We start from the raw sequence: 17,246 nt of genomic DNA on the forward strand, positions 1-17,246 counted from the left end.
AAGGATCACCGAATGCCCCCGCTCCCCCTCAATGCCACAACCAAAATAACGCGCGCTGTTCGCCTGGCGGTCTTTGGCGCGTCCCTCGCCAGCCTGTCCGGTCTGGCACTGATACCCACTCAAGTATCGGCGCAAAGCCAGACCGCTTACCGGATTGCCCCAGGCCCGCTGGGTAATGCCCTTACCCAATTTGGCGTGCAGGCAGGGGTGACGATTTCGTTCGACACTGAGCAGGCCCGTCACCTCACGACGGGTGGCCTTGAAGGCTCATTCAGCGTAGAGGAAGGGCTGGACCGCTTGCTCGCCAACAGCGGCTTGCACGCCGAGCGCCAGAGCAATGGGGGCTACGTGCTTGTCGCCAGCGGCACGGACGCAACGCTGGAACTGGGGGCCACTCAAGTCATCACAAACCAGTTGGGTACGGTCACCGAAGGCACCGGTTCCTACACGCCGGGGGCCATTGCCACGGCCACCCGTCTGGTGCTGACACCCCGCGAAACGCCGCAATCGATCAGCGTTATCACCCGTCAGCACATGGATGACTTCGCCCTCGACAATGTCGACGATGTGATGCGCCATACCCCCGGCATTACCGTATCGGCCTATGACACTGACCGGACCAACTACTACTCCCGTGGTTTTTCGATCAACAACTTCCAGTACGACGGTATTCCCTCAGCCGTACGCAACGTCGCCTATTCGGCGGGTAACACCCTGAGCGACATGGCGATTTATGACCGTATCGAGGTGCTCAAGGGCGCCTCCGGCCTGCTCAGCGGGGCGGGGTCGCTAGGGGGCACCATTAACCTGGTGCGCAAGAAGCCCACCAGCGATTTTCACGGCCATATCACCACAGGCGCTGGCTCCTGGGACAACTACCGCACTGAAGTGGACCTCAGTGGTCCGTTGACCGAAACCGGTAATGTGCGCGGTCGCGCGGTGGCGGCCTATCAGGACCGGCAGTCGTATATCGACCGCTACTCGAACCAGAGTTCGGTGTTCTACGGCATCCTCGAAGTCGACGTAACGCCCGACACCTTGCTGACCGTGGGCGCCGACTACCAGGACAACAAACCCCAGGGTTCGACCTGGTCGGGCAGTTTTCCGCTCTACAACTACGCAGGCGAAATCAACAACGCCAAACGCTCGTTCAGCAACGCCACCGACTGGAGCAGTTGGCAGCAATACACCCGGACCGTGTTCGCGACCCTGGAACAGGATCTAGGCAGTGGCTGGGTGGGCAAGCTGCAACTGGACCACAAGATCAATGGTTACGACGCCCAGCTGGGTGCCATCCAATTCAACCAGCCTGCGGCTGATGGCACCGCCAAAATCAACGCACAGCGTTACAAGGGCGAAACCACCAGCGACGCGGCTGACCTTTATGTCAGCGGTCCCTACGAGTTTCTCGGCCGTGAGCACGATCTGGTGCTGGGCGGCTCGATCAGCACCGCAAACTGGAAAGGCAAAGGCTACTGGGACGTAACTTTCGCCACGCCCAACCTTGTGGATTACTTCAACTGGAACGGGCACCTGGCCAAACCTGACTGGGGCAGTGCCTCGCAAATCAGCGATGACACTGTGCGCCAGACAGGCATGTACGCGACCACACGTCTGAATGTTACCGATGAGCTGAAAGTCTTTTTGGGGGGCCGGGTAGTCGACTACACCCTCACCGGTACGACCAATACCTATCGCGAGACGGGGCGTTTGATTCCCTACGCGGGCATCACCTATGACCTGACCGACTACCTGACGGCGTATGCCAGCTACACCGACGTGTTCATGCCCCAGGAGTTCTACAACCTGGATCGCAACAGCAAGATGCTTGATCCGGACGAGGGTGAAAACTATGAAATCGGTCTCAAGAGCGAGTTTTTCGATGGCCGCCTGAACGCCAGCCTGGCGTACTTTGAGGTCAAGGAAAGCAACCGCCCGATTCCTGACGATGCCTGGAACAACCTGCAACCCACCCCGCCCAACTACGCCTTCAAGGGCACTGCCGCAAAAACCAAGGGCTACGAGCTGGAAGTATCCGGCGAACTGAGTCCGGGCTGGAGCCTGCAGGCCGGATACACACACAAGGTGGTACGCGATGACACCGGTAAAAAGATCTCCACCTTTGAACCCGAAGATCAGCTCAGCTTCTACACCATCTACAAACTCAAGGGCGACCTGAACAAAGTCTCCGTGGGCGGTGGCGCACGCTGGCAGAGCACTGCCTGGCAAGAGATGTACAACAGCCCCAAGGACAGGTACGAAGATTTCTCGCAGAAGCCCTACTGGGTGGTGGACCTGATGACCCGTTATCAATTCACTAAAAACCTGTCGACCACGCTCAACGTCAACAACGTCTTCGACAAGTACTACTTCACCAATATCGGGTTCTATAACTCCGCGATTTACGGCGAGCCACGCAACTTTATGGTCACCACCCGCTGGGACTTCTGAACCTTTGGGAGCGAGCCTGTCCGCGAAGATCTCCTGAGCTTCGCGAGCAGGCTCGCGCCCACACAGCATCGCCCCCGCAGGGTATTTTAACCCTCCTATAAATGACCCCACATCATCTGTCCCGTGAAAATCCATCCTTTGTCAGCTCCGCGGCCGTGCCCTCTAATTGGCGATAGCAAAGTGACGTCGATCACTTATTTCAACAATAAAAGCGCTTCCCGGAGCACCTCCTATGCACAGCGGTCCCACTCTATTGCTGGTGTTGTTTTGCGCCATCGCCCTGATCGTTTTCCTGATCGTCAAAGTCCGCGTTCATGCCTTCTTGGCCCTGACCGCTGCGAGCTTTGTGGTGGGAATCGGTTCGGGCATGCCACTGGTAAAAATTGCTTCGTCGTACGAAGCCGGTGTTGGCGGAACCCTCGGGTTTCTGGCAACGATCATTGGCCTGGGTGGGATTCTGGGCAAGATGCTGGAGGAGTCAGGCGGCGCGGAGCGTATCGCTCAAGCGTTGTTGAAGGCTTTGGGTAAAGAGCGTGCCTCGTGGGCCATGATGCTGGTCGGATTTATTGCTGGCATCCCGGTGTTTTTCGAGGTGGGATTCGTACTGCTGATTCCGCTGATTTATGTGGTCGCTAAAGAAACCAAAATCAACCTTCTGTATCTGGGCGTGCCGTTGGCCGTGTCGCTGATGGCGGTTCATTGCATGTTGCCGCCGCACCCTGCCGCGATGGCGATCACCGGGATGCTGGGGGCCGATGTCGGCAAAGTAATTTTGTACGGTCTGATTGTCGCATTGCCGACCGCCATTATTGCCGGGCCACTGTGGGTCAAACTGGTGTGCAAGCCCGAAGCACCGGACTCTCAGGAAGCATTTTTGAACGAGCATTGTGATGACAGTAAAACCCGTGATTTGCCGGGCCTGGGCGTGACCCTGCTGACCATCGCCCTGCCGTTGCTGCTGATGGTCGCAAAAAGTTTCGCCGCTGGGCTGCCCCATGACTCCACGGCATTCAGCGTGATTTCGTTTCTCGGTACGCCGCTGATCGCACTGTCGATTGCTGTGGTGTTCGCTTACTGGGCACTGGGCTTGCGCCGCGGCTTGTCCATGGCCGACTTGCTCACCCACACGCAAAAAAGCTTTCCTCCGTTGGCCAGCATCCTGCTGATCATTGGCGCCGGTGGCGCATTCAACGGCATCCTGATCGACAGCGGCGTGGGTAACGCGTTGTCCGCCTCGTTGACCCAATTGAATATGAACCCCATCGTTCTGGCATGGCTGGTGGCCGGTTTGATGCACTTCGCCGTCGGCTCGGCAACGGTCGCGATGATCAGCGCCGCAGGCATGGTATTGCCTATGCTGGGTGCGCACCCCACCGTGAGCAAAGAGATCATCTGTATCGCCATCGGCGCCGGCGCGATGGGCTGGACCCATGTCACGGACTCGGCTTTCTGGGTGGTCAAGGAATACCTGGGCGTATCCCTGACCGACGCGTTGAAAACCTTCACCACCGCCACTGTGCTGGCGTCGACGATCGCGCTGGGGCTGACCCTGTTGCTGTCGCACTTTGTTTGATTTAACCCGTATTTTCAGACTTATCGTTTAAAGGGACCACGTCATGATTTTGGGCAGAACACTTGAAAGCTGGTATGCCAGCTACCCTCTGATTCGCGATCTGGTCGCGCTTCAAGAGACCACTTGGTTCAATCCTGGGGTGGCGCCGGCGGCGCAGGCGCTTGGCGATACAGGCCTGACCAGTGCCGACGTGGCCAATGCCAGCGCACGCCTTGGGCGGTTTGCTGCCTACCTGCGAGTTGCCTTTCCTGAGACAGAGGGCAGTGCTGGCATTATCGAGTCGGATATCCTGCCCATGACGCATTTGCAGCCATTGCTCGGCGAGCGTTACGGGCAAAGCCTGAACGGCGCGCTGTGGCTCAAGCGCGATAGCCATCTGCCGATTTCGGGTTCGATCAAGGCCCGCGGCGGAATTTATGAAGTGCTCAAGCATGCCGAAGACCTGGCGCTGGCCGGGGGCCTGCTGACCCTCAATGACGATTACGCACTGCTGCACAGCGACAAGGCACGGGCCTTTTTCGGCCAGTACAAAATAGCCGTCGGCTCCACGGGCAACCTCGGTATGTCGATCGGCATCATGGGCGCCGCGCTGGGGTTTCAGGTGACCGTGCATATGTCGGCAGATGCGCGGCAATGGAAGAAAGACAAGCTGCGCTCCCATGGCGTAACGGTGGTCGAGTACGAAAGCGATTACAGCGTGGCTGTGGCCCAAGGCCGCCAGCAGGCAGAGTCGGACCCGGCCTGTCATTTCGTCGACGATGAAAACTCGGTCAATCTGTTCCTCGGCTACGCAGTGGCCGGTGAGCGTTTGAAGCAGCAATTGGCGGCGGCGCAGATCAGCGTCGATGCGCAACACCCCCTGTTCGTGTACCTGCCCTGTGGCGTGGGTGGTGCGCCCGGCGGCGTGGCCTTCGGTTTGAAACTGGCCTTCGCAGACGCAGTGCACTGCATCTTCGCCGAGCCGACTCACTCACCTTGCATGATGCTGGGCGTATACACCGGGCTGCACGACGAAGTCAGTGTGCAGGATTTCGGCATTGATAACGTGACCGCCGCAGATGGCCTTGCGGTGGGCCGTGCCTCTGGTTTTGTCGGCAAGGCGATGCAGCGCATGCTCGACGGCTTTTACACCGTCAGCGACGAAGAAATGTACAGCTTGCTGGCCCTGATGGAACGCAGCGAAGGTCTGCGCCTTGAGCCCTCAGCGCTGGCGGGGGTGCCCGGTATTGCCAGGGTCCAGGCCGATCAGCAAGGCTATCTGGCCCGCGCAGGTCTGGACCCACAGGCCATGAGCAACGCCACCCATCTGGTCTGGGCTACGGGCGGCAATATGGTGCCTGCTGACGAAATGGACGCCTATCTGGCCAAGGGTCGAGAGTTGCTGGGCTGATTCACGCACAAAGCGGATGTGGCAAGATGCACGCATTGCCACATCCCGCCACAAGCCGTAATGCTATGACCCCAACTGTGGGGGCGAGCAGCATTACGCCTAAAGTCAGCCGTTGGCTTGAGGGACAATCTCCGTGCTTAATCTTCCTCCCCGTATCAGCTCCAGGCTCAACAGCAGCCAATTCGCCAACCTTCACACCTTTTTAGTCGCTGCTCGACATCTGAGCTTTGCCCGTGCTGCGCAGGAACTGTGTTTGACCGCCAGCGCCGTGAGCCACCGCATCAGTCGGCTGGAAGCTGCGTTGAGCATGAAGCTGTTCCAGCGTCTTACGCGTCAAGTCAGCCTGACTGACGAAGGCGAGCGAATCTTCGAAATCCTCCAGAGTGCGATGGGCGAGTTGTCCGAGGCACTAGAACAATCGTCACAGGCAGAGATTGCCGGTTCCATTGCGCTCTATGCCAGGCCTTCGGTAGCCCAATGCTGGTTGGTGCCCCGGCTGGCGGACTTTATTGAGCGCTACCCACTGGTTTCATTGGATCTGCGAGTGGGTAACGACAATGTCGATTTTCGCACGCGCAAAATTGACCTGGCCCTGTACTACGCCAATGGCGAATTCCCCGGCCTGACCAGCCAGCGATTGATGCGTGAGCGAATGGCCCCGGTGTGCAGCCCCGAATATGCGCAACGCCACAGGCTTTTGGAAAATCCGCAAAACCTGAGCAACTGCACCACCCTGCACGACTCCCTGGCCTGGGATCACGCCGCCTATGATGCCGAGTGGACCTTGTGGGCCGAACAACACAACCTGCTCGCAGCATTGCCCAAGCGCACCCTGACCTTTGACCGCTCAGACCTGAGCGTAACGGCCGCTATGAGCCACGCAGGGATCGCCATCGGGCGCCAGCAATTGGTGCAAAAACGGATTGATCGCGGCGAGCTGGTACTGCCTTTTGGTGGTTTCAACCAATGCGGCCACTACGACTATTATCTGGTCCACCCCCCGCTCAGCGTTGTGCCCAAGCGCTTGCAGGTGTTTATGAACTGGTTGCGCGAGTGCGCGCAGGAGGATGAGGCGTTTTCCTAAGGCACCGTGCTTTGGCAATCCACGAGGCCACGATTACTCGGCAAAATTCTCGATTTTTACCTGACCATCCGCAAAGGTCGCGATAATTTCCAGCTCGCCCCCCATGGCCTGAATGTAATTGCGCAAGGTGCTGATATACATGTCTGTGCGTCGCTCCATTTTGGAGACTGCGGCCTGGTTGATATGCAGCTTTTTGGCCAATGCTTCCTGACTCAACTCCTGTGCTTTTCGCAGTTCATGCAAAGGCAGCTCCTTCAAATGCTGGAGGTACAAAGCCTGCGCCTGAGCACGAGCCTCTGGAGCCATGCGAGCTTCAAGCTCAGCGAATTTTTTAGCCATTTTTTCGACCCTCTTCAAGCAGTGTTTCCAAATGTAGGTCGTACAGTTTTTGCGCAAACGGCACGTACTCTTCATACCAACGGTCATGACCGGTCTTATCGCCGTCAATCAACAGCAATGCGCAGCGGCGCGGGTCAAAGGCATAAAGCACCCGATAGGGGCGGCCCGCATGCTGCACGCGCAGCTCTCGAAGGTTCCCGTGCCGCGAACCCTTGATATCGCTGCAATGGGGGAAACGCAGTCCCGGGCCAAGCAGCCCCAGCAATTTGACGCTGGCCGCCACGCTGACTTGTTCCTTTTCACCAAGGCTCTCCCACCAATTGCCAAATTCGTCGGTGTACTCAACATCCCAGTCCATACTCAAAATATGCCACCCAAGGAATATAACCTCAAGGGAATAATGGTAAGAGTTTCAGCTACTGGCCAACTAGCCCTCGGGACAACTCAAGTGTTAGCGATGGTTTCATTTGAATGTGCTCTGTCTGCAATCGTAAATTGCGACGCAAAAAAAAACGCCCCGAACCAGTCGGGGCGTTTTTATTCAGATGTCCAACCTGTTTAACAGGTCGGTAGCATCAGAAGATGCTGATCGGGTAATCAACAAATACACGGACTTCGTTACCGCCGACGTTGTAGTCGCTGGCGTTGTTCGATACGCGCAACCATGAGCCGCGCAGACGCACGCTCAGGTCTTTGACCGGGCCGCTTTGTACTACGTACTTGGCCTGGTTGAAGATTTCGCGCTCGGTACCACGGCCACGGTCGGAACCGTCGTCGATGTTGGTGCCGCGAACGTAGGCGATGTTGTAGGTCAGGCCCGGAATGCCAACGGCACCGAAGTCGAAGCCATAACCCAACTGCCACGAACGTTCGTCCTTGGCGTTGAAGTCGGACCAGTAGGAGTTGGCCAGCAGAATGGTGTTGCCGCCATCGCCCACGCCGCCTGCATTGCGGTAGCCGCCGTACGGATAGCCGATTTCGCCGGTGCTGCTCTGGTAAGCCAGCGTCACAGTGTGTGCGCCAAAGCCGTAGGTGGTTGCCAGGCTCCAGATCTTGTTGTCCTGGCCGTCAACCTTCAACACGTCACGTGCGTAGTCTTCTTTGACGTGGGTGCGGTAGCCGTTGAAGTCAAACGTCAGCGACTGTTTGTCTTGCAGCGGGATCGCGTAGGTCACGCCCACGTATTGCTTGTTCAGCTCGTCTTCCATTTCTGAGCCGTACAGGGACGCCGACAGGTTGTCGGTGAACTTGTAGCTACCGCCGAATACGTTGATGCTTTTCAGGTCGCCGCTGTCGCGCGCTTCAGCACTTTTACGCGACTCTGCGGTGAAGCGACCCACGTTGATTTCCAGACCGTTGATCTCCTTGGAGGTCAACAGAGTGCCGGTGAAGCTTTCTGGCATCAGACGCGAGTTGTCGTACATCAGTACCGGCAGCGCAGGCATTTGATCGCCGTACTTGAGCACGGTGTTGGACACGCGAAACTTCACTGCCGCGCCCGCTTTAGCGATGTCATCAGCTGCTTTGCCGCTGGCGCCTTGCTTGAAGAAGTCGATACCACCCGCGCCGCTTTTGCCACGGCCGCCATCCAGACGCAGTGCGTAAATGCCGAAAGCATCTACACCCACGCCCACGGTGCCCTGGGTGAAGCCGGAGCTGAACGTGCCGAGGAAGCCTTGGCCCCATTCAGCTTTATCCTGCTTGCCATTCTTGTAGTCACGGCTGATGTAGGCGTTGCGCGCCAATACATTGAGGTGACTGTCTTCTACAAAACCTTTTGCATCAGCTTGATCATTAGCCATGGCCTGGGTAGCACTGAGTACGCCCAAAGCGAGCAGACCTATCCGCTTGTTCAACATATTATTTTCCTTATTTCTGAATAGAGGCGCGCTGTGGATTTCAAGCTGAAACATTGAGTGGTGGTTGCTTCACATAAACAAAAAAGACCTACAGCGCAGGTCTTTACAAAGTTGGTGCATGGCTTATTGCCACAGGCGTTGGCGGGAATCCTAGCCGCCGTGAAGGTGACGTGTCAATTTCGTGAAAAATTTGTTAATTGGGCTGTTTGTGAATCAAGTGTCAAAAAATGTTACTGACAGCCATCCAGACCACAGGCCGGGGCTGAAGCGCTAGTGTGCTCGGCGGGCACTCCGTCACGCTGGCGCAGCCAGGCAGCAAAAACTTCTGGCTTGCCCAGATACGGCCCAAGGTCGATCACCTGGTACTGACCGGACTGCTCCAGAACGACGGTCGGAAAGCCCTGGCCGCCCACCCGTGACAACAACCCGCGGCTGGCCTTGAAGTGCGCTTGGGTTACCTCGCCACTTGCCGCATCGTAAGCTGCCCGAAACCCATCGGCCTCCAGCCCCATTTCGGCCGCTACTGCCATCAGCACGTCGATATCGGCAATCCGCCGCCCTTCTACGTAATGCGCCGTTTGCAAACGCCCTAACAACTCCAGGCCGCGTCCGGCCAACTGCTCGGCAGCCAGCACGGCCGTGGTCGGCGGCTGCGAATCAAACACCGCCGTGGTATCGCGCAGCAAACCTTCAAAGTACACCTCACCAAACGGCTGCCCGGTGTACTGGGCAATCCGATGATCGTGGGGCATCACGTAATCGCGCAGTTGCGCCGACACAGGTTGGCGTTGCGCGCCAGCCATCATCCCGCCACCGTGGGCCACTACCGGCAAAATGCCGCGTGCCACGTCAATGAGCGGCTTGGCGCCGTAGCACCAACCACACAGGGGGTCATAGATGTAATGCAAGACAGGTGTGGTGCTCATGGGTTACTCCGAATGTTCAATAAATCAGAGCACCAGCCTAGCCTTCTGTCATGCGCGGAAAAACGCCGGTATGGCTTTTAGTGTGTTTCGAGAACCGGGCGAATCAGGTGCTGCACATCCTATGGAAGGCAAAACGATTTTATCGACGATAAAACCCGGAACCTGCATTCGCGCCTGTTGACCGGCCTGGAAATCGGCCGCCAGCGTGCGACCCTAAGCTCTACAACGCCAAGGGTGTGCCAGCGGTGGACGTGTACAACCCGATTGTTCCGACAGTTTGCGGCTACAGAGATGTTTCAAGCGTGGGAGCGAGCCTGCTCGCGAAGTAATCATTCGCGAGCAGGGGGCTTGACCTGGAACAGAGTATCTACAGAGACCGCGGTTTACGCCTTGTGCGGCGCAGGTTGTTGCTGGGTCAGGCAGTGAATATTGCCACCGCCCAGCAGCAGCTCACGGCCCGGCACCATCACCACTTCGTGTTGCGGGAAGATTTTTTGCAGAATGCCTTTGGCCTGCTCATCCATCGGGTCGTCAAAGCTCGGCGCAATGATGCCGCCGTTGACGATCAGGAAGTTCACATAAGAACCGGCCAAGCGTTCGGACGGATTACGATCCTGGCTACCAGCCACCTTGTCGACGCCATCGCACTCTTCTTGCGTGGCGTACATCGGCCCCGGAATCGGCATCTTGTGCACTACAAATGGGCGCCCCTTGGCGTCGGTGCTGGTTGCCAATACGTCCATCGCAGCATGGCAACGCAGGTAGTTCGGGTCACGCTCGTCATCAGTCCAGGCCAGCAGTACTTCGCCAGGGCGCACATAACAGCAGAAGTTATCCACATGGCCATCGGTTTCGTCGTTGAACAGGCCGTCTGGCAACCAGATGATCTTGTCCACAGCCAATTGCGCACGCAACACGCCTTCGATCTCTTCGCGAGACAGATGCGGGTTACGGTTGCGGTTCATCAGGCATTCGGCCGTGGTGATCAGCGTGCCTTCGCCGTCGACGTGAATCGAGCCGCCCTCAAGTACAAAACCTTCGGTGTAGTAACGCGGGCAACGCTCGATTTCCAGCACCTTGCTGGCTACTTGCTGATCGCGGTTCCACGGAAAGTACAGACCGCCGTCAAATCCGCCCCAGGCATTGAAGTCCCAGTTCACACCGCGAACTTCACCGCTGTCGTTAATGACAAAAGTCGGACCGCTGTCGCGTACCCAAGCGTCGTCGCTGGACATTTCGACCACGCGAATATTCGGCACATCGAGTTGTGCGCGGGCATTTTCGTACTGGGCAGCCGACACCCCGACCGTCACCGGCTCAAAGCGCGCGATGGCCTTGGCCACGGCCGCATGTGCCGCCTGAGCGGGCTTGCCGCCCAGGCGCCAGTTATCCGGGCGCTCGGGCCAGATCATCCAGGTTTGGGTCTGCGCAGCCCATTCAGCCGGCATGTAAAAACCGTCAGCGCGTGGCGAACTTTGCAAAGTGGTCATCTGGACTCCTGGAAAGCATCGGGGGTTTGGTGGCATAAAAAAACAAGACAGTGGACGCAGGTCTGCATCGCGTCAACGAGAAACACCTTTATAGCCGATAAATATCGGCAATAAAATTAATTTATCAGCCTTAAACATAATTTAGTCGCCACAAAGCAGATATAAATCCACTTTCACACCAACATACTTGTATTCCCGACAGCTCCCACTTGCACCTCCCCGCTCATCCCCACAAGCTATGCGCCATACGTTCGAACACCTTCAGGGAATCAGGAAAATCCACATGCGCATTTTAGTCACCGGCGGCGCCGGTTTTATTGGTTCAGCGTTGATTCGGCACCTGATCAAAAACACCGGGCACGAAGTACTCAACCTCGACAAACTGACCTACGCCGGTAACCTTGAATCGCTGCAAAGCATCGCCACCGATACCCGTTACGAGTTCGTGCAGGCCGATATCGTCGACCAGGCCGCAGTCAGCGCAATCATCCAGCGCTTTGAGCCCCAGGCAATCATGCACCTGGCGGCCGAGTCCCACGTTGACCGCTCCATCGACGGCCCGTCGGATTTTATCCAGACCAATATCGTAGGCACCTACAGCCTGCTCGAAGCAGCCCGTGCTTACTGGCTGACTCTGCCCGAGCCGGAAAAAAGCGCGTTCCGCTTCCACCATATTTCGACCGATGAAGTGTATGGCGACCTGCATGGCGTCGATGACCTGTTCACCGAAACCACGCCCTACGCGCCAAGCTCGCCGTACTCAGCCAGCAAAGCGGCGTCCGACCACTTGGTCCGCGCCTGGAACCGCACCTACGGTTTGCCGGTGTTGCTGACCAACTGTTCGAACAACTACGGGCCGTTCCACTTCCCGGAGAAGTTGATCCCGCTGGTAATTCTCAATGCCTTGGCCGGTAAACCGCTGCCGGTGTATGGCAATGGTCTGCAAGTCCGTGACTGGTTGTTCGTGGAAGACCACGCCCGCGCCCTGCTTAAAGTCGTGACCGAAGGTGTGGTTGGCGAAACCTACAACATCGGCGGCCACAACGAGCAAACCAATATCGACGTAGTGCGCAGTATCTGTGCCCTGCTCGAAGAGCTGGCACCAGAGCACCCGACAGGTGTCACTCAATTTTCCGACCTGATTACCTTCGTCAAGGATCGCCCGGGCCACGACCAACGCTATGCGATCGACACCAGCAAAATCGAACGCGAGCTGGGCTGGGTGCCGGAAGAAACATTCGAAACCGGCCTGCGTAAAACCGTGCAGTGGTATCTGGACAACCTCGACTGGTGCCGCCGGGTTCAAGACGGCAGCTATCAGGGCGAGCGTCTGGGCAGCACTGACCCCAAGGACTTGGTTGCATGTCTAACGGAGCCGTTGCCTTGAAAATTCTTGTTAGCGGAAAAACCGGCCAGGTGGCGGTTGAGCTGCAAAAGCTCCTTGCCGGTCTGGGCGAGCTGATTGTGTTGGGCCGTGACGAGCTGGATCTGAGCCAGCCCGAGCAAATCCGTGCTCAGGTACGGGCGCACAAGCCTGACCTGATCATCAATGCCGCCGCACACACTGCCGTGGATCTTGCTGAAAGCGAGCCGGAGCTGGCGTTCGCGATCAATGCCATCGCCCCTGGCGTGTTTGCTGAAGAGGCGGCGGCGCTGGGCATTCCATTGATCCACTACTCCACCGACTATGTGTTCGATGGCAGCAAACCTGCGCCTTACACCGAAGACGACACGACCAACCCGCTGGGTGTCTACGGCAAAAGCAAGCTGGCCGGTGAACTGGCCATCGCGGCAACAGGTGTTCAGCATTTGATCCTGCGCACCAGCTGGGTGTACTCAACCCACGGTAAGAACTTTCTGCTGACCATGCAGCGTTTGCTCCAGGAGCGGCCGGAATTGCGCGTGGTAGCTGACCAGATCGGCGCGCCGACCTGGGCAGGCGCCATTGCCCAGAGCACCCGCGCCTTGATCGAACGCTGGCAAGCGGGTGAAGCCGGGGCCTGGGGCACATACCACCTGACCGCACAGGGTGAAACCTCATGGTTTGGCTTCACCCAGGCCATTGCCGAGCACCTGAGCGCCCAAGGCAAGTCATGTGCAACCCTGGAGCCCATCCCGGCCAGCGCCTACCCGACACCCGCGGCACGCCCACAGAACTCGCGCCTTGATTGCAGCCGTCTGGCCCGCGAATGGGGCGTCAGCCAGGCCGACTGGCGCACCGCATTGCACGAGTGTGTGACCGAGTAGCTCTGTGTAGCCGCTGCCGCAGGCGGCGATAAGGTCCGCAGGACCTTCGCTGCGCAACCCATCGCAGCCTTCGGCAGCGGCTACAGGCGTTGCATTGGTATACTGCGCCGTACTCTTGCGGCGCAGCCTCCCGATGATCACCTCCTCCTCAGTTCCTCGCAGACCCCGCTGGCGCAGCCTGGCCTTGTTGGCGTTGTGCCTCGCGCCATTGTTGTGGCCGTTGCAGCACCTGGCCGAGCGCTATTACCGAAGTGAACTGGCCGGGCAAAACCGCCAGACTCTCGACCTGTACGTCGCCAACCTGCTGGGTACGCTGCATCGTTATGAAGTACTGCCGCAGATCCTCGGCCAACTGCCAGACCTGCGCGACGTGCTGGCCAACCCTGAAAATCCCCAGGCACAGGCCAAGGCCAATCACTTGCTCAATGGCATCTGCAACCAGACCGGTGCCGTGGTCATGTACCTGCTGGATACCCACGGCGATACCCTGGCCACCTCAAACTGGGATAAAAGCGACAGCTTTATCGGCCGCAATTTCGCCTTTCGCCCGTATTTCAGCGAGGCGATGGAGGGCAAACTGGGGCGTTTCTTCGGGCTGGGCACCACCTCCGGCAAGCGCGGTTATTACTTCGCGGCACCGATACTCGACGGAGATAAAAAACTCGGCGTACTGGTGGTCAAGGTCGATCTCGACCACACCGAACAGTTATGGGGCAATACCCCCGAGCAACTGATGACCACCGACAACAACGGCGTGGTAGTCCTCACCTCGCGCCCGGAATGGCGCTTTAGAGCGACCCGCGAGTTGTCGGCAGAAGAGCGTCAGGCCATCTTCGCCATCCTGCCCTACCCGACTCGCGACCCGAAGCCGCTGAACCTCGACCTGAATGCCTGGCTGGTACAAACCCAAAAAATCGACGAGACCGGCTGGAGTGTCAATATTCTTGCCCCGCGTACGCTGATCGACCGTTCGGTGCGCACGGTGCTGGCCATTGGTGGCGCCACCCTGCTGGTGGTCATGCTGCTGATCGGCTTGATGATGCAGCGTCGGCGCCATTACCTGGACCGGATCGCATTTGAGGCCAAGGCCCGCCGTGAACTGGAAATGCGTGTGGCAGAGCGCACCAGTGATCTTGAAGGGCTCAACCGGCTGCTGCGTGAAGAAGTGCTGGAGCGCGAACATGCGCAACAGGAACTGGTGCTCGCACAGGACAATCTGGTGCAGGCTGGCAAGTTGTCAGCACTGGGCACCATGTCTGCCAGCATCAGCCACGAACTCAACCAGCCGCTGGCGGCCATCCGCAGCTACGCCGAAAACGCTGAAGTGCTGCTCGATCACCAGCGCATCGAAGACGCACGCGGCAACCTCAAGCTGATCAATGAACTGACCGGGCGCATGTCGTCGATCATTGCCCACCTGCGCGCGTTCGCCCGGCGTGATCGCCATGCGCCGGAAAGCGTCGCCCTGCAACCGGCGTTGGACGATGCACTGGCATTGCTGGCCAAGCGTCGACGCAGCATGGAAGTCGAACTGATCCGCGATTTGCCCGCCGCCACGTTGTGGGTCGAAGCCGGCGAGACCCGCTTGCGCCAGGTGCTGGGCAACCTGCTGGCCAATGCCCTCGATGCCCTGACGGAAAAAGGCCCGCCACGGCGCTTGTGGTTAAGTGCCCAATCGACCCCGGAAGGCGTCACTGTGTACATTCGCGACAACGGGCCGGGGTTTTGCCTTGAGGCGTTGGGCCGTGCCGGTGAGCCGTTCTACACCACCAAAACCCGCACCCAGGGTTTGGGCCTGGGGCTGGCCATTTGCGACACGCTGATCCGTGCCTTTGGCGGCGAATTGTTATTCGCCAACCACAAGGAAGGCGGTGCTTTAATTACCTTACGACTGCGCGCCGGCGCGCCGGGCGTGAGTCTGCAAGCCTCGGAGGACTCCAGGTAATGAGCCAGCCCATCGATCCAAGCGTTCAGGTCATCCTGATCGATGATGACCCGCACCTGCGCCAGGCCCTGTATCAAACCCTGGATCTGGCCGGTCTCAACGTATTGCCGCTGGCCGAAGCCAACGGTCTTGCCGAGCGCATCGGCCGCGACTGGCCGGGCGTGGTGGTCAGCGACATCCGCATGCCGGGCATGGACGGGCTGGAGCTGCTCGCTCAACTGCATGGCCAGGACCCGGAACTGCCGGTGCTGCTGATCACCGGTCACGGTGATGTGCCACTGGCGGTGCAGGCCATGCGTGCTGGTGCCTATGACTTCCTTGAAAAACCCTTTGCCAGCGACGCGTTGCTCGACAGTGTGCGCCGTGCCCTGGCCTTGCGCACCTTGGTGCTGGATAACCGCAGCCTGCGTCTGGCCCTGAGTGATCGCCAGTTACTGAGCACGCGACTGGTGGGCGTGTCGCCAGCCATGTTGCGCCTGCGCGAGCAAATCGGCGCGCTGGCAGCGACCAAGGCCGACGTGCTGATTTTGGGTGAAACCGGTTCCGGCAAAGAAGTGGTCGCACGGGCGCTGCATGACTTGTCGAGTCGGCGCAACGGCCCGTTCGTGGCAATCAATGCCGGGGCGCTGGCGGAATCGGTGGTTGAAAGCGAGCTGTTCGGCCATGAGCCGGGAGCCTTTACCGGCGCGCAAAAACGCCGGATCGGCAAGTTTGAATTTGCCAACGGCGGCACCCTGTTTCTCGATGAAATCGAAAGCATGAGCCTGGATGTGCAGGTCAAGTTGCTGCGCTTGCTGCAAGAGCGCGTGGTTGAAAGGCTGGGCGGCAATCAATTGATCCCGCTGGATATCCGGGTAATCGCCGCCACCAAGGAAGACCTGCGCCAGTCAGCCGACCAAGGGCGGTTCCGGGCCGACCTGTATTACCGGCTGAACGTTGCGCCTCTACGTATCGCGCCCTTGCGTGAAAGGGGTGAAGACGCCCTGATGCTGTTTGATTACTTTGCCGGCGAAGCCAGCGTACGCCACGACCTGACGCCCAACGTGTTGCAACCGGCGCAACGGGCGCTGTTACTGCGGCACAACTGGCCGGGCAACGTGCGAGAACTGCAGAACGTCGCCGAGCGTTTCGCCCTGGGCCTTGAACTGGCGTTGGACGACTCCGCTGGTGGTCAGCCATCGGCGAGTAATGGAGTGCCAGGAGGCCTGAGCGAGCAGGTCGAACACTTTGAAAAAAGCCTGATTGCCGCCGAGCTTGAGCGCTCCCACAGCTCCATGCGCAGCCTGGCCGAAGCCTTGGGTGTGCCGCGTAAAACCTTGCACGACAAACTGCGCAAGCACGGGCTGAATTTCGATAGCGCCAGCCATCCACACCCTGATGAACTTGATTAAAGAGGCCATTGCATGAACCGCGACAGTCGTTATCTGGAATCGATACTCCATCACGACATCCCGCTCACCCGTGAAATGGGCCTCACTGTATTGAGCTGGCAAGACCGGCAACTGCGTTTGCAGTTACCCCTTGCGGCCAATATCAACCACAAGAGCACCATGTTTGGCGGCAGCCTGTACTGCGGCGCGGTATTGGCGGGCTGGGGCTGGCTGCACTTGAGTCTGCGCGAGGCGGGGATCGAGGACGGGCATATCGTGATTCAGGAAGGTCATATCAGCTACCCGCTGCCTGTGACCCAGGACGCCATCGCACTGTGTGATGCGCCCGGCGACGCAGCCTGGAACAAGTTTGTGGCCATGTACAAACGCCACGGCCGCGCACGGCTGACCCTCGACACACGGGTGATCAATGCCAAGGGCGGGGAAGATGCGGTGCGCTTCAGCGGGCAGTACGTGCTGCATCGCTGATTGAATTTATGTGGGAGCGGGCTTGCTCGCGATGGCATCGATGCGGTTTAACTGAAAGACCGCAGCGTCCGCATCGCGAGCAA

At 58.7% G+C, this 17,246-nt stretch carries 14 protein-coding genes; 9 read left to right on the top strand and 5 right to left on the bottom strand.

What is annotated here, in order from left to right:
• Positions 1 to 12: 12 nt before the first annotated feature.
• From V6L79_RS01950 to dsdC, 4 genes are all read left to right on the top strand, one after another.
• Complete coding sequence (locus tag V6L79_RS01950; protein WP_261740174.1) at positions 13 to 2,451, top strand: TonB-dependent siderophore receptor; 2,439 nt, start codon at positions 13 to 15, stop codon at positions 2,449 to 2,451.
• 232 nt (positions 2,452 to 2,683) lie between these two features.
• Complete coding sequence (locus V6L79_RS01955; RefSeq protein ID WP_338579743.1) at positions 2,684 to 4,024, top strand: gluconate:H+ symporter; 1,341 nt, start codon at positions 2,684 to 2,686, stop codon at positions 4,022 to 4,024.
• A gap of 43 nt (positions 4,025 to 4,067) precedes the next feature.
• Positions 4,068 to 5,414, top strand: a complete 1,347-nt coding sequence (dsdA, locus tag V6L79_RS01960) for a D-serine ammonia-lyase (protein ID WP_338579745.1) — start codon at positions 4,068 to 4,070, stop codon at positions 5,412 to 5,414.
• A 133-nt stretch (positions 5,415 to 5,547) separates the two neighbouring features.
• The gene (dsdC, locus tag V6L79_RS01965) at positions 5,548 to 6,498 is read left to right on the top strand and encodes a DNA-binding transcriptional regulator DsdC (RefSeq protein ID WP_338579746.1); all 951 of its coding nucleotides are present in this window, start codon (positions 5,548 to 5,550) and stop codon (positions 6,496 to 6,498) included.
• Between the two features lie 33 nt (positions 6,499 to 6,531).
• Here the strand turns inward: dsdC and V6L79_RS01970 are convergent, their stop codons facing one another.
• The 5 genes from V6L79_RS01970 to aguA form a co-directional block, all read right to left on the bottom strand.
• The gene (locus V6L79_RS01970; protein ID WP_261740178.1) at positions 6,532 to 6,837 is read right to left on the bottom strand and encodes a helix-turn-helix domain-containing protein; all 306 of its coding nucleotides are present in this window, start codon (positions 6,835 to 6,837) and stop codon (positions 6,532 to 6,534) included.
• Entirely contained in the window at positions 6,830 to 7,195 is a 366-nt protein-coding gene (locus V6L79_RS01975; RefSeq protein ID WP_338580294.1) for a type II toxin-antitoxin system RelE/ParE family toxin, read from the bottom strand. Before V6L79_RS01975 ends, V6L79_RS01970 begins: the two co-directional genes overlap by 8 nt.
• Positions 7,196 to 7,412: 217 nt before the next feature.
• A complete protein-coding gene (locus V6L79_RS01980; RefSeq protein WP_261740179.1) occupies positions 7,413 to 8,696 on the bottom strand; it encodes an OprD family porin in 1,284 nt (427 codons plus the stop codon).
• A gap of 230 nt (positions 8,697 to 8,926) precedes the next feature.
• On the bottom strand, positions 8,927 to 9,622 hold the full coding sequence (locus V6L79_RS01985; protein ID WP_338579747.1) for a DsbA family protein: 696 nt from the start codon (positions 9,620 to 9,622) through the stop codon (positions 8,927 to 8,929).
• 383 nt (positions 9,623 to 10,005) lie between these two features.
• Positions 10,006 to 11,112, bottom strand: coding sequence for an agmatine deiminase (aguA, locus tag V6L79_RS01990; RefSeq protein WP_261740181.1), 1,107 nt, complete (start codon positions 11,110 to 11,112; stop codon positions 10,006 to 10,008).
• Between the two features lie 283 nt (positions 11,113 to 11,395).
• Between aguA and rfbB the strand changes: the two genes are divergently transcribed.
• From rfbB to V6L79_RS02015, 5 genes are all read left to right on the top strand, one after another.
• The gene (rfbB, locus tag V6L79_RS01995) at positions 11,396 to 12,499 is read left to right on the top strand and encodes a dTDP-glucose 4,6-dehydratase (protein ID WP_338579748.1); all 1,104 of its coding nucleotides are present in this window, start codon (positions 11,396 to 11,398) and stop codon (positions 12,497 to 12,499) included.
• Complete coding sequence (rfbD, locus tag V6L79_RS02000; RefSeq protein ID WP_338579749.1) at positions 12,496 to 13,359, top strand: dTDP-4-dehydrorhamnose reductase; 864 nt, start codon at positions 12,496 to 12,498, stop codon at positions 13,357 to 13,359. The genes rfbB and rfbD overlap by 4 nt, the downstream gene beginning before the upstream one ends.
• Before the next feature lie 133 nt (positions 13,360 to 13,492).
• Positions 13,493 to 15,304: an ATP-binding protein gene (locus V6L79_RS02005; protein ID WP_261740184.1), complete on the top strand. Its 1,812-nt coding sequence runs from the start codon at positions 13,493 to 13,495 to the stop codon at positions 15,302 to 15,304.
• Positions 15,304 to 16,695, top strand: coding sequence for a sigma-54 dependent transcriptional regulator (locus V6L79_RS02010; RefSeq protein WP_338579750.1), 1,392 nt, complete (start codon positions 15,304 to 15,306; stop codon positions 16,693 to 16,695). The genes V6L79_RS02005 and V6L79_RS02010 overlap by 1 nt, the downstream gene beginning before the upstream one ends.
• Before the next feature lie 12 nt (positions 16,696 to 16,707).
• The gene (locus V6L79_RS02015; RefSeq protein ID WP_261740186.1) at positions 16,708 to 17,163 is read left to right on the top strand and encodes a thioesterase domain-containing protein; all 456 of its coding nucleotides are present in this window, start codon (positions 16,708 to 16,710) and stop codon (positions 17,161 to 17,163) included.
• Positions 17,164 to 17,246 lie beyond the last annotated feature (83 nt).

Origin of the sequence: Pseudomonas sp. ML2-2023-6, from assembly GCF_037055265.1 — a bacterium.
In the GTDB taxonomy this organism is placed as follows: Bacteria; Pseudomonadota; Gammaproteobacteria; order Pseudomonadales; family Pseudomonadaceae; genus Aquipseudomonas; species Aquipseudomonas kulmbachensis.

What these genes read in the sequence shown, in the direction of transcription:
- V6L79_RS01975 (WP_338580294.1), bottom strand. Translation starts at nt 7,195, where the DNA reads ATGGACTGGGATGTTGAGTACACCGACGAATTTGGCAATTGGTGGGAG.
- rfbB (WP_338579748.1), top strand. Translation starts at nt 11,396, where the DNA reads ATGCGCATTTTAGTCACCGGCGGCGCCGGTTTTATTGGTTCAGCGTTG.
- V6L79_RS02015 (WP_261740186.1), top strand. Translation starts at nt 16,708, where the DNA reads ATGAACCGCGACAGTCGTTATCTGGAATCGATACTCCATCACGACATC.
- V6L79_RS01955 (WP_338579743.1), top strand. Translation starts at nt 2,684, where the DNA reads ATGCACAGCGGTCCCACTCTATTGCTGGTGTTGTTTTGCGCCATCGCC.
- V6L79_RS01980 (WP_261740179.1), bottom strand. Translation starts at nt 8,696, where the DNA reads ATGTTGAACAAGCGGATAGGTCTGCTCGCTTTGGGCGTACTCAGTGCT.
- V6L79_RS01950 (WP_261740174.1), top strand. Translation starts at nt 13, where the DNA reads ATGCCCCCGCTCCCCCTCAATGCCACAACCAAAATAACGCGCGCTGTT.
- dsdA (WP_338579745.1), top strand. Translation starts at nt 4,068, where the DNA reads ATGATTTTGGGCAGAACACTTGAAAGCTGGTATGCCAGCTACCCTCTG.
- aguA (WP_261740181.1), bottom strand. Translation starts at nt 11,112, where the DNA reads ATGACCACTTTGCAAAGTTCGCCACGCGCTGACGGTTTTTACATGCCG.
- V6L79_RS01985 (WP_338579747.1), bottom strand. Translation starts at nt 9,622, where the DNA reads ATGAGCACCACACCTGTCTTGCATTACATCTATGACCCCCTGTGTGGT.
- V6L79_RS02010 (WP_338579750.1), top strand. Translation starts at nt 15,304, where the DNA reads ATGAGCCAGCCCATCGATCCAAGCGTTCAGGTCATCCTGATCGATGAT.
- V6L79_RS02005 (WP_261740184.1), top strand. Translation starts at nt 13,493, where the DNA reads ATGATCACCTCCTCCTCAGTTCCTCGCAGACCCCGCTGGCGCAGCCTG.
- V6L79_RS01970 (WP_261740178.1), bottom strand. Translation starts at nt 6,837, where the DNA reads ATGGCTAAAAAATTCGCTGAGCTTGAAGCTCGCATGGCTCCAGAGGCT.